This window comes from Nostoc sp. NMS8 (assembly GCF_017115045.1).
Classification (GTDB): Bacteria; Cyanobacteriota; Cyanobacteriia; order Cyanobacteriales; family Nostocaceae; genus Nostoc.
In genome coordinates this window covers 1-12,913 of the sequence record NZ_JABXKK010000101.1, presented here as the reverse complement: position 1 = coordinate 12,913, position 12,913 = coordinate 1, and the positions used below count along the sequence as shown (strand labels likewise).

Here is a 12,913-nt window from a genome sequence, read left to right as displayed (position 1 = left end):
AATGGTGAGCGATCGCATTTCTCATCTATTAAGTTTTGGTTAAATGGAATAGATAGCGTTCACTACTAAGTACTGGCGTATTTCAGCGCTACTGAAGCAAAAATTTAACTTAATCTTATCCTGTTTTTGATTTGTTCTTAGTTGTACTAAGACTTTTAATACAATATATTCTATTCAATCAGTATTAAATCTTTTATAAAAATCCGATTTAATCTTGGAAAATATTGGCTGCTATAGCTTTAAGTGATGTAAATCAGAGCTTCAGTATACTTAACAAGATTCATACCGGATTCTTAAGATTTCTATGTGATATTTTCAAAATAAGTTTAAAGATTCAGCCTGACTGTTTGGTATCGTACTCACTAAATCAGGATAAACTCTATGTATCGATTCCAAATCAGTGCATACACGCATACGAGCGAATCCATTGGTATCGTTGGTTCTACTCCAGAGTTGGGATTGTGGGACATTACCAAATGTATCCATCTGCGTACAAGTGGCGATCACTATCCTTCATGGTGGAGAGATATTGACATTCAAGAGTCAGGCGATGTCTCACGACAAGCCACTTCGTGTCTACGCCAGAAAATTGAATACAAGTATGTGCGTCTCGATGCAAACGGTAACGCAACATGGGAAAGCTTACTAGATACAAACCGCTGGATTCCTATTGATTCTAACAATGATGCCAACACAATTATTGTGGATGATGGCGCATTCGGTTATTTACAACCTTATCCGTTCGGATATATTGAGAACCCTGCTGTTAAAAGACCTCTAGATGAAGAGTCTCAAGGGTTAAAAATCTTAGTCATTGGTAGTTCTGTGGCATTAGGTCATAAAGCCTGGTTTTTGAAAGGTTGGGTTTGGTTGTTGGCACAGGCTTTACAGCAAAAATATGGGCATAAACTCGTGAATGTGTCGGAGGTGGGGGCGAATGTCAGCAGAACGATCGCTAGATTCCCCTGGTTTGTCACCCCAGAAAAACCGGATATCGTCATCATTGCTCTATCTCTGGGTAACGAAGGGTTAGCTTACTGTCCCCCTCACGAACGTCGGGCGGTACAACGGCGGTTTGAAAGTGGCTTGCAGCAGCTTGTGAAAATGACGCGCGACATCGGAGCAATCCCGATTTTAGGCGGAGTCTATCCTAACGGTGATTATTCCCTGGAACATTACTCGCTGATCCGAGACACACACAAACGAATGCTCAGTTGGGGCGTGACTGTATTGGATTGGTTGGCAGCTGTAGATGATGGACAAGGACGATGGAAAGCGGGGACATCCTTCGATCCAGCCCACCCGAATACAGTCGGTCATAGCCTTATGTATCAGCAGATCGACCACCACTTATTCAATATCGATAAAGACGAATTAGTAAAAGAAAAACAACGCTCCCAGCAACCGAATGAATTCCCCATCTACTTTGATAATGGTGGCTTTCATCTCTCTGTCTGTATCGAAGAGAAGCGTTTGCGGATTGTTAATCCATCACAATACAGCTATACGATCGCTCCCTATTGGCAGGAACTACAAACTGCACTGCAAAGTAAGGCGGGATTGATATCAGGTATTTACATTGCCAAGAATGCCCAGACGGGGACGCTCCCTTTCTTGGCTATAGAGGATGGCGCGATCGCAACTACAATAAACATCCCCCCAAATACCGATTTAGAATATAGCGCCGCCTTCAATCTCTTTTCGCCGAACAACGTTTTATTCTATGACGGGCATTTGGGAATTTTGCAAGCTGATGAACGCCACCTCTGGATAATCAACGAATCAGACAATGAGTACAACATCCAGCCGATGTGGACGGAAGTTTGTAACGCACTTAAAGCTATGCCGTCGGGTGTTTATGAAGATCCGCTTTATCCCCATGTCCCCTTTCGCACGATGATGATTGGTAAGGATGGGTTAGAAAGCCGGGTGAAGGCACCACCTAAGTCTGCGGTGTTGTTCCAATACAAATGTGAGTTATCGGATATCAGCCGTGTGGCTATTCTTCCCCTTGGCGATCGCTGTGCCGTCCGCATGATGTTATATAAGATGGAGTATGATGGCCCCGCTTTTCCCTTTGATCTAACGCGCACCACCAATATTGGAGATGTTGCGGATGCGATCGCACACGGTTTTGATGATATGTGGAACCCTGCTTTTCTGCATTACAGTCCTGATGCAGCTAGAATTTACCATAGTAAGTGGTCGGGTTTATCCTTTGCCCATGAAGTTGAGGAGACAGACAACCCAACAAACGATATGTTTCCCGTTCATGAACGGATGCGCGTTCGTTACACAGCGCGCTCTGAAAGGTTTTGGTACGCACTGCGGCATTGCGACAAAGTGCTTTTCGTTCGTACAGGAATTAGCGATCACGGTGGTGTGATAGATTTGGTGAACAAGCTACAAAAACAATGCCAGGGGAAACCATTTCATCTGTTGCTGCTTTCTCCCCAAAGCGATGATGAGTTTTTAGACCTTCCCAATGTGCTGCATTACAATGTCGAGTTTAATCCCGATCGCATGTATGACGATTTAGGACACTGGATGTACTGCACAGAGGTGATGCGAGGAATTCTGGAATCCCTTGGGGTGTCTAGTAAAAACCTCTTTTGGTGTCCGCCTAAAATACCGAAGGGGTGAGAAAGTAGGTAGAGGCGATGCCTATGGCTAGCTACACCTACGCATTTGCTATTTCGGCGATCGCATTTGCTATTTCGGTGAACTCATTTGCTATTTCGGCGAACTCATTTGCTATTTCGGCGAACTCATTTGCTATTTCGGTGAACTCATTTGCTATTTCGGCGAACTCATTTGCTATTTCGGTGATCGCATTTGCTATTTCGGCGAACTCATTTGCTATTTTGGCGAACTCATTTGCTATTTTGGCGAACTCATTTGCTATTTTGGCGACTGGGTTGTTTGAGTGGCTATGAAATGATCTGCCGACTACTTACAGCTTGCTTTTGTCGCAAATCATCACAAATTGCTTGTAAATCGTAATTGAAAGCCTTTGCATGTTCTTCTCGAATTCTATAAATCTCTTCAAGAATTTCATCTTTCCACATATCTACTCTCCCATTAATGGTCTAGTTCAGTGTCGATGATCGCTATCAGCAAAATAACTCAACCACTGTCGGTTTAGTAACTTTCCCCATCGCGTTGCGTGGTAATTCTTCAACTATCAAAATTTGGGTTGGCACTTTATAGACAGCCAATCGCTCTTTTGCCCAACTCCTGAAAGCTTGTAATGTTAAAGGTTGTGAGCCTTGCAATACTAAGGCAGCACAAACCCGTTCACCCCACTCTAAATCGGCAACCCCAACCACTGCACATTCTTGGATATCTGGATGGGTTCTTAGCACTTCTTCAATTTCTAAAGCTGAAACTTTATACCCTCCAGTTTTGATGATATCCACGCTCATCCGTCCCAGAATGCGGTAGTTGCCGTTTTCCACTACGGCGGTGTCTCCAGTACGGAACCAGCCATCTTGGAAGGCTTTGGCGGTTGCTTCAGGGTTTTGCCAATATTCGAGAAACACTCCAGGGCCTTTAACTTGGATCTCTCCTGGGGTTTCGCCTGGAACTAACTCTCCGTTCTCATCCACTAATCTTACTTCAACACGAGGTAGAGGTTTCCCAACATATCCAGACAACCGCTCACCATGTAAAGGGTTTGATAGCGCCATCCCAATTTCAGTCATACCATAGCGCTCAAGCAGAAAATGGCCACTGATAGTCTGCCACTTTTCTAAAACTTGAACTGGTAATGCTGCCGAACCAGAAACCATCAGGCGCATTTTCGCACAGCCTTCTGACATACTTTTTTGGCGTTCCTTGGAGGCAGTTTCCCAAGCAGTAATTAGCTTTACATAAATTGTTGGTACTGCCATAAATAAGGTTAAGTCGCCGTCATAAATTCGGTTCCAAACGGTTTCGGCATCAAATTTACTCAATATATGGCACTCCGCGCCAGCCCATAAAGCACAAGTCAGTACGTTAATAATCCCATGAATATGATGTAGTGGCAGGATATGTAAAATGCGATCATCCGATGTCCATTCCCAAGCGGTGTTTAAGCTAGTCACTTGCGCTTGAATATTTTGATAAGTCGTAACTACACCCTTGGGTTTACCTGTTGTACCACTTGTGTAGAGAATTAAGGCGCGTCTGGTGATATCTACCTCTGGGAGCGGAGCAATATTAGATGGGAGCGTTTCTGAGGTGAGGATAAATCGCAAATTGTGTTCTTGGGTGAGCGATGCCTGCGGCGGTAAACTACGCAGTATACTCTCAAAATTGGGATGAGCAACAATAATCGATGCTCCAGAATTAGTAATTACATACTCCAATTCTGGACGTGGGTGGGAAACACACAGAGGTACAGCTATGCCACCAGCCCGCCAAATTCCCCATTGAGTGGCTACATACTCAAACCCAGGCGGAATGAGAAAGGCAACTCGCTGCTCTTGTAAATCTTCTGTATTTTGAAGAAGACTTGTTGCTATTTGACTGGAAGTGTGTAGCAAATCCCGATAGGTAAATGCTCCATCTGTTGTCACAATTGCGATTTTTTCGTTGTGTTCTTCAGCACGAATAATCAATGGGAGATTCACGTTTGTTTACCTATTTAGGGTTGATTTAGTCTACTTATTGAAAATATATATAATAGTAATCTTATTTGATTTACTTTTCACTGACAGGCTCAGATCCCGACTTCTTGAAGAAGTCAGGTATCTTTTTATTCGTAACTTCATAGCTATTACAACCAACGTTGTTTTTTTGCATAAGCAATACTGCCAATCACAATTAATGCCATCATAGAAATCACCATAGGGTAAGCCCAAGGTTGTTCTAATTCCGGCATATATTTGAAGTTCATACCATAGAAACCAGACATAAAAGTAATTGGTAAAAATATTGTCGAAAGAATAGTCAGGCGATTAATTCGTTCACCAGTTTTACTAGCAATATTATCACGTTGAATTTCCATTAATTCTGACATCCAGGCTCTTATAGCTTGATATTCTTGCCAAAGTTTATCAACGTGATGAACCAATTCTTGATTGAATAATTCTTTCACTGGCTGGCCGATCCATTGGAAATCTTCATTATCCATAATCGCCATAAGTAACTTGATGCTTTGAAAATTACGGCGTCCAGAACGAGTAGATTGTCTCATAGTGGCAATTTTTTGATATGTTGATTCATCACCAGAATTGTCTAAAACTTCATCTTCTAAATCATCCAGTTTTCTAGAAATATAAGTAAATACAGTTTCGTAATTATTTAAAATATCTTTAAATATGAGATAAAAAAGATAATCAATTCCTAATTTTTGGATATCTAGAGTTCGCTTTTGGAGATTATTAGCTAGAACACTTAAAATTTTTAATTCAGTGATTTCAAAAGTTATAATGAAGTTCTTCCCAACGACAATATTGCCACGCACCATCTCAAACTCATTATTTTTTATTTGAGAAGTTAGGATTTCATAGCTGTCAAATAAACAATCTTCTACGTCTTCATCAATTCCTAGAGGTGAATGGTTGAAAATCATGTTAACACGAGAGGGATCGAGTCCAAAGTGCTTGATAATTCTAGCTGTTCCAGTGCGATCGCGGAAGTGAATACAACGCAACCAAATATTGTGAGAACCATCTATTCTTTCCAGTACCGTATCGACATCCCTACTGGTAAATATTTCCAGGTTATCTGGATAAAAAGTCAGGAGAATTAGCATATAGCAATCCTAATTGAGTCGTAATAAAATACTGTGACTCATGGTAATTAATAAGGACTTTAATTCTTGTTTTCTAAGTACTAAAGTGCTTACTACAAATCATCAAAACTAGTTTGATAAAGTACTAGTGGACTGTCCCATTAAATATAATGGCTGAACTGATTTTTAACTTTTTCTTAGAGGATGTCTGAGAAGTATCAAATATTTCTTGATCCCCCCTAACCCACGCCAGTCGCTCATGGGAGAAACCCCCAAGACCGCGCTGGCTCCCCTTAAAAAAGGGGGGAATAAGAGTCTTAAAGTCCCCCTTTTTAAGGGGGATTTAGGGGGATCTCCAAGGGTTAGATATATACAAAAAAAGTTTTCAGACATCCTCTTAACTTTTTTTGCGCTCTTTGCGTCCAACTCTTACGAGATGCTGCGCGTAGCTTGCTTCTCCGTAGGAGTATGCGGTTTGTTCTTTTATCTCTCAAAATTAATGGGACAGACTACTAGTCGTAAATTTGTAAAGTAAAACACATTTAAATAGCACAATCACTTTCTAAGAGTTTTGACTGTTGACAGTCAACATTATATTGAATTGTGGCTCAATTTTTTTCTATTTTCCCAGATTTAGGGCGCGTAGTTGGCGCTGGCGCTGAATTATTTTGCAGAATTGCAATTTCCCGCCGTGCATCTTGATAACTATCTTGTTCCCCTTGCTGTTGGAATAGTTTTGCAGCTTTTTTGAAATCTGCGATCGCACCTGGTTTATTTTTCTGCTTGGTGCGAATCACGCCCCGATTATAATAGGCTAAGGCATTGTTAGCGTTAATTGCGATCGCTCGTGAATAATCCTGATTTGCAGCTTTTTTATTTCCCAGTTCGAGATAGGCGTTACCACGGTTGTTGTAAGCTGCTACATTATTAGTATCTAGTTTTAGCGCTGCGGTGTAATCTTCAATAGCACCTTTATAATCTCCGAAAGAAAAGCGGTGAATACCTCTATGAATATAAGCTGCAATAAATTTTGGGTCAATTTGTAAAATAGTCTTGTAATCTTCAGTAGCTTCTACTTGATTGCCCAAGTCGCTGTAAATATCACCACGATTAAGATAAGCTTCTATATATTTGGGACTGATGTTAATTGCATCTGTATAATCTTTAAGTGCTGCATATTTTTGTTTATTAATCGATTGAGTTAAACCCCTTTGATAATAAGCTTTGGCATCACTAGGATTAATCTTAATTACTTTATCAAAATCTTGGATAGCTTCAACTCTTTGTCTGAGACGACGACGGAGAATTCCTCGCTGTAAGTAGGCTTCGGTATACTCAGGCTTGAAAGCGATCGCTTTGCTAAAATCTTCGATTGCACCTTTATTATCCTTCAATTGAGTACGAGCTAATCCCCGGCCATAGTAAGCATAAGCATCTTTAGAATTTAACTTAATTGCTTGGGTATAATCTGCGATCGCTTCTTTGTATTTGCCTAATTCCGAAAAAGCAAATCCTCGATCAAAATAGGCATTAGCATCTTGAGGATTGAGTAAAATGGCTTGGCTAGAGTCTGCTTGTGCTTGCTCATAATCTCCTAATCGATAATAAGCATCACCTCGCCGATTATAAGCCAAAGCATTTTGCGGATCTAATTTAATAGCCTGATTGAAATCTTCAATTGCTCCTTCATAATTTCCTTCCTCGTATTTATTTTCTCCCTTTTGGTAAAATGTCTGTTGAGTATTACGTACAGGTTTTGCCGATCTGAATTGCCACGCTGCAACACCAAGGGTGATACAAACAATTATCCCAATTAGAACTAGTAATAATTTTTTTTGAAGCTGTTTTTGTTGTTCGCCACCAACATTTGTTATCTTTTTCAGATCGTCTAAAACGTCCGTTGCATACTGGTAACGCTTACGATAATCAAAACGCACCATTTGATTAATAATTTGTGCTAGTTTTCGGTTAACTTTGAGATTTTTATCGCGCCAAATTATTTCACCTGTCAACTTATTTCTCTGGTTTTGTAAATTAGATATTTCTTTTGCAGGTAAACCTTTTAGTGCTGCGATCGCAACAATACCTAAAGCATATATATCACTGTTATATTTGAGGTTACCATTAACTTGTTCTATCGGCATATACTCGGAACTTTCAACAGTATTAGTAATGCCTTCATTAACAGTAACATTAACCAAAACTAACTTTTTATCTGATTCACGGCGAATAATATTTGCTGGTTTAATATCTCGATGAATTACGCCATAGCTGTGTATAACAATCAAAGTTTCTAATATCTCTGATAAAAGAGTGATTACTTCGTCTTCTCTCAAAGGTTGTTCCTGGATAATTTCGTCAGTTAAAGCATTGCCAGGGATGAATTCTTGGACTATATAAAACTCTTCATTTTCTTCAAAATAAGCAATTAGCTTTTGAATTTGCTCGTGTTTCTGTCCGAGTTTTTCTAAAGTTGCTGCTTTATTAGCAAATAAGCGGTGTAAGCTTGTTAAAGCTTGAGGATTGCTATTAGGAAGAGATAACTGCTTTACGAGAAATTGGCTGCTAGGAAGATTAACATCTTCAACTAGATAGATTTTTCCTTTTTCTCCATCATTGAGAATTTCTAGTATTTGATAATGTCCATCTAAGAAATGACTATCCATCAATATAAATATAGTTTGATAAATTGTTCGATTATAGCTTACGTGTTATTATTGGTTTTAAAATATAAATATTTATTTATTAAGCTGTAGGGGTAATTCATAAATTGCCCCTACCTGAATAAAGCGCAGCCTCACATAGAATTAGTATAAGCGGCTCCAGTCCTTAGAATAGGGCTGGAGCCGCTTACTACAAACCTTTAATTATTCACGCCTGCCTACTTACCAAAAGAGTAAATAGACCACACGGTTAATTACGAATTATTCAGTTAAGTTTTACGCTGGCACGACAAATTTCTCGCTACCAGCCAATTCAAAGGCTGCGTGAATGGCCTGCAAAGCTTTAACACCTTGCTCTTGCGCCACAACACAACTGATTTTGATTTCTGAGGTGGCTATCATTTGAATATTGATTTGTTGTTGGGCTAAAGCTTCAAACATTTTAGCGGCAATACCTGGTTGTCCTACCATCCCTGCACCGACAATACTCACCTTAGCGATCGCACTGTCTAAAACAACTTCACCCCATCCTAACTCTCCCGCTACTTGGGTGAGCATTTTTTTGGCATTTTCCCCATCTATCCGCGAGACTGTAAAAGCAATATCTCGCCTGGGAACACCATCAATCACCCGGCAACGCTGAGATTGGATAATCATATCCACGCTGATATTATGCTGCGCTAATAATCCAAATAACTTCGCCGCCATCCCCGGACAATCTGGCAATTGGCGAATAGCAAGACGCGCTTGATTCAAATCGAGAGCAACACCTCGAACGGGAGGTGGGGAGTGAGGAGTACAGACGCGATTAATCGCGTCTGTACAAGAGTTAGGAGTGAGGAATTCTCCCCTGCTCCCTGCTCCCTGCTCCCCTGCTTCAATTTCAAAGGCGGTACGGAGTGCTAAGACGGCGCGATCGCATTGGTTGGCATCGACTACGCAACTTACTTTCACTTCGCTGGTGGAAATCATTTGAATGTTCACGCCTGCTTCAGCTAATGTGGCAAACATCTTTGCAGCTACACCAGGGCGGCCAATCATTCCCGCGCCTGCGATGCTGACTTTGGCAATGTTATGTTCTACCATTACCTCGGCTTCGTCAAATTTGGGGTTAGATTGATTTCTCAGTGCTGGGGCGATCGCTGTTGCTACTGCTTCTGCCCGTTTTAATATTGGTGTGGTGACAGTAAAGGCAATGTCATTACTATTACCATCATGAACTGACTGAATAATCAAATCTACGTCTACTTTTTGCCGAGAAATTTCGCCGAATAATCTCGCTGCCACGCCTGGTTTGTCGGGTACGCGCAACAAAGCGACTTTTGCTTGGTCAGTGTCAAATTCTACAGCATCTACTGGACGGGCAATTTCTAGATTGATGAGCGATCGCCCTTGGGGTTTGGCTGATGTCACCCAAGTACCTGGTTGATCCGTCCAACTAGACCTAACCACTAAGGGAACACCATAGTTACGGGCAATTTCCACAGCACGGGGATGCAGCACTTTTGCGCCCAAGCTAGCTAATTCCAACATTTCATCGCAGGTGATGGCATCCATCAACTGAGCTTCGGCAACTAAGCGGGGATCTGTAGTGAGAATACCTGGAACGTCTGTATAAATTTCGCAAAAATTCGCTTTTAGTGCGGCTGCGATCGCCACTGCTGACGTGTCAGAACCACCGCGCCCCAAAGTGGTAATTTCCATCTCTCCAGCGCTAGAGATACCTTGGAAGCCAGCTACTACAACAACTTTACCTTCATTTATGTGGCGAGTTAGACGAGTAGTTTCAATATGCAAAATCCGAGCGCGGCTGTATTCCGCTTCAGTAACAATTCCTACTTGAGCGCCAGTCATGGAAATTGCAGGCTGTCCGAGTTCCTGCAAAGCCATACTGAGTAAGGCAATAGTTACTTGTTCGCCAGTGGAAAGCAGCATATCCATTTCCCGGCGATTAGGATTTGGAGAAATTTCAGTGGCTAGTTTGACGAGTCCATCGGTGGTTTTGCCCATCGCCGAAACCACTACGACAATAGAGTTTCCAGCTTTAACAGTTTTATAAACACGCTGTGCAACAGCTTGAATACGTTCGACTGAACCGACAGATGTACCACCGTATTTCTGAACTATGAGCGCCATAACTTTTTTTAATCAATTGTGCCTGCTTTCATCAACGCTTCCGCTTGGTTAGGAAGCCTTCAAGGCTTATCAGTTATATAGTTTACTAAATATTGCGTCGAATACCCTATAATAATTGATTATTCAAAAACCACATCTTCGTAGAGTGCTGTCATTGTTTCCTCAAAATCCACGCTATTGAGTCGAAACGATTGATGCTCTGCTGTGTAAGATTGTAAAACCCACAACCCTTGCTCATTGCGTCGAAAACACTCAACTCGCTGACGTTTGGTATTAATTAAAACATATTCTTGCAGACTTTCGAGTGTTTGATAATCGGCGAATTTATCGCCTCGGTCAAAGGCTTCGGTAGAATTAGATAAAACTTCAACAATTAAACAGGGAAATCTTTTATAACCTGGCGTTTCTTGATCTTGGCGATCGCAAGTAACCATCACATCGGGATAATAAAAGCGATTCAGAGATTCGATTCTGGCTTTCATGTCAGCGATGTAAACACGACAACCAGAGCCGCGCACATGATTACGGAGGAGAGCGAACAGGTTTCCCGCAATGGTAACGTGTGGATCTAGCGCTCCAGCCATTGCGTAGATGTAGCCGTCTATATATTCATGCTTGATATTGCTCTGTTCCTCCATTTGGAGGTATTCTTCAACGGTGAGATAGTTTTGTTGGGGCGAGGCAATCATAGTTGAAACTTTAATTCATGAATAGAGGCTTCATTCTAGCGAGTGATTACTATCATCATCTTGATATTCTTTGATTTTTGCATATAAGCTGACAACCGTTTCTTGAGCAAACAGTTTCTCTTTAACTTGCAAATAGTCACCTTCACTTAGTTTACAAGCTGCCCAAAACTTCATTACCTTCGATGGTTCTAAGTGAGTGAGCAAAACCTGCATCACTTCTTGTAAATTTTCTTGTTCGTTAATAACTTTAATTTCCATTGTCTACCTCAAAAATAAAATTAGTTGGGTTGATTACCATAAGTGATAAATCTTGGCATCGGTTGATTAATCTCCGATCGCAAGTAATAAAATAATTACTTTGGGAAGCCTCTGCACAAGCTACATGAAGTGCATCAATAGGTTTAATTCCTTGGTGTTCTAGTTGTTCTGCTCTCACTCTAATATTTTCATCTACTAATACTCTCAAGACAGCTATTTGTAAATATCGCTCCATTAATTGCTGATTTACAAGAAAAGGGTTACGTCTATTTTCATATTCTAGAACTGAAGAACTAACTAACTCTATTAATCTTGCCTCTACCATTTGTAAAATTAAGATGATAGCTTGTGTTTCTAGAAAAATTTTTGGCTGTGTTTGGTCGTCAAACGGACGATTATAAATACTGGTATCTAGATAAACCCTGGTCATATAGCTTTTTTTACAACTTTCTCTCAAGAAAAGCGATCGCCTCTAGCAGTGCGCTCTATGCGTAGGTGTAGCTCGTCGTAGACATCGCTTATCTATTTACACTTCTTTTCTAGAGCATCGCCAGCTTTCGGCTCAATGATATACCAAAATGAATGCGTGAATTACTCAAATGAGAAAGCAAACTGGGGTTTGAGAAAGTAAAAGCTCATTTTGCTTGCGGAAAACACTAAAATGAGAAAGCAAAAGCTCCTTTTTAGTAAGTAAAAGCTTCTTTTGCTTGCGGAAAACACTAAAATGAGAAAGCAAAAGCTCCTTTTTAGTAAGTAAAAGCTTCTTTTGCTTGCGGAAAACACTAAAATGAGAAAGCAAAAGCTCCTTTTTAGTAAGTAAAAGCTTCTTTTGTTTGCGGAAAACACCAAAATGAGAAAGCAAAAGCTTATTTTGAGTAAGTAAAAGCTCCTTTTGAGTAAGTAAAAGCTCCTTTTGAGTAAGTAAAATGGCATTTTTACTTAGTTCAATATGAATTTTAGTCTAGGCGATCGCACTTTTCAGTTTTATCACGGTACGCTTTGCACAAAACTAGCTTATTCTGGATTTGGAGGGAGGCGATGCCTGCGGCGGGCTTTGCCTACGCGCAAATCTGCTAAATTTTTACGCACAGTAACAGTATTAGGATGATCTGCACCTAACCGTCGCTCAAAAATCTCTAAAGCTTGCAGATAAAATGGTTCAGCTTCGATATAACGTCCTTGTAAGTAGTAAAGTTTTGCCAGGTTGTTGAGACTTTGTGCGATATCTGGGTGTTCTTCACCCAGCAGCTTGCGCCTGAGTGCCAAAGCTTGGATGTAAAGGGGTTCGGCTTCGCTGTATCTGCCTTGAGAGTAGTAGAGTAACGCTAGGTTGTTGAGACTTTCTGCGACATCTGGATGTTCTTCACCCAGCAGCTTGCGACAGAGTGCTAAAGCTTGGATGAAAAGGGGTTCGGCTTCGCTGTATCTGCCTTGGGAGTAGTAGA

11 protein-coding genes are annotated in these 12,913 nt (G+C 40.9%); 2 read left to right on the top strand and 9 right to left on the bottom strand.

Annotation, left to right across the window (positions count from 1 at the left end):
• Positions 1-381: 381 nt before the first annotated feature.
• Both HWQ39_RS25820 and HWQ39_RS25815 read left to right on the top strand, forming a co-directional pair.
• Complete coding sequence (locus HWQ39_RS25820) at positions 382-2,643, top strand: DUF1796 family putative cysteine peptidase (protein WP_292851488.1); 2,262 nt, start codon at positions 382-384, stop codon at positions 2,641-2,643.
• Between the two features lie 23 nt (positions 2,644-2,666).
• Positions 2,667-2,936: a hypothetical protein gene (locus HWQ39_RS25815; protein WP_292851485.1), complete on the top strand. Its 270-nt coding sequence runs from the start codon at positions 2,667-2,669 to the stop codon at positions 2,934-2,936.
• Here the strand turns inward: HWQ39_RS25815 and HWQ39_RS25810 are convergent.
• The 9 genes from HWQ39_RS25810 to HWQ39_RS25770 all read right to left on the bottom strand — a co-directional run.
• Complete coding sequence (locus tag HWQ39_RS25810) at positions 2,931-3,068, bottom strand: hypothetical protein (RefSeq protein WP_292851482.1); 138 nt, start codon at positions 3,066-3,068, stop codon at positions 2,931-2,933. The genes HWQ39_RS25815 and HWQ39_RS25810 overlap by 6 nt on opposite strands.
• A gap of 45 nt (positions 3,069-3,113) precedes the next feature.
• The gene (locus tag HWQ39_RS25805; RefSeq protein WP_292851479.1) at positions 3,114-4,616 is read right to left on the bottom strand and encodes an acyl-CoA synthetase; all 1,503 of its coding nucleotides are present in this window, start codon (positions 4,614-4,616) and stop codon (positions 3,114-3,116) included.
• Between the two features lie 146 nt (positions 4,617-4,762).
• Positions 4,763-5,743, bottom strand: a complete 981-nt coding sequence (locus HWQ39_RS25800) for a CorA family divalent cation transporter (RefSeq protein ID WP_292851476.1) — start codon at positions 5,741-5,743, stop codon at positions 4,763-4,765.
• A gap of 587 nt (positions 5,744-6,330) precedes the next feature.
• Positions 6,331-8,388, bottom strand: coding sequence for a serine/threonine-protein kinase (locus tag HWQ39_RS25795; protein WP_292851473.1), 2,058 nt, complete (start codon positions 8,386-8,388; stop codon positions 6,331-6,333).
• 273 nt (positions 8,389-8,661) lie between these two features.
• Positions 8,662-10,521 (bottom strand): aspartate kinase, encoded by a 1,860-nt coding sequence (locus tag HWQ39_RS25790; protein WP_292851470.1) that lies wholly within the window; start codon positions 10,519-10,521, stop codon positions 8,662-8,664.
• Between the two features lie 119 nt (positions 10,522-10,640).
• Entirely contained in the window at positions 10,641-11,210 is a 570-nt protein-coding gene (locus HWQ39_RS25785) for a Uma2 family endonuclease (RefSeq protein WP_292851467.1), read from the bottom strand.
• A 30-nt stretch (positions 11,211-11,240) separates the two neighbouring features.
• Complete coding sequence (locus tag HWQ39_RS25780) at positions 11,241-11,468, bottom strand: hypothetical protein (protein WP_292851464.1); 228 nt, start codon at positions 11,466-11,468, stop codon at positions 11,241-11,243.
• Positions 11,458-11,898 (bottom strand): PIN domain-containing protein, encoded by a 441-nt coding sequence (locus tag HWQ39_RS25775; protein ID WP_292851461.1) that lies wholly within the window; start codon positions 11,896-11,898, stop codon positions 11,458-11,460. Before HWQ39_RS25775 ends, HWQ39_RS25780 begins: the two co-directional genes overlap by 11 nt.
• A gap of 584 nt (positions 11,899-12,482) precedes the next feature.
• Positions 12,483-12,913 (bottom strand): tetratricopeptide repeat-containing protein (locus HWQ39_RS25770; protein ID WP_292851458.1); only part of this gene is annotated, 431 nt, incomplete at its 5' end.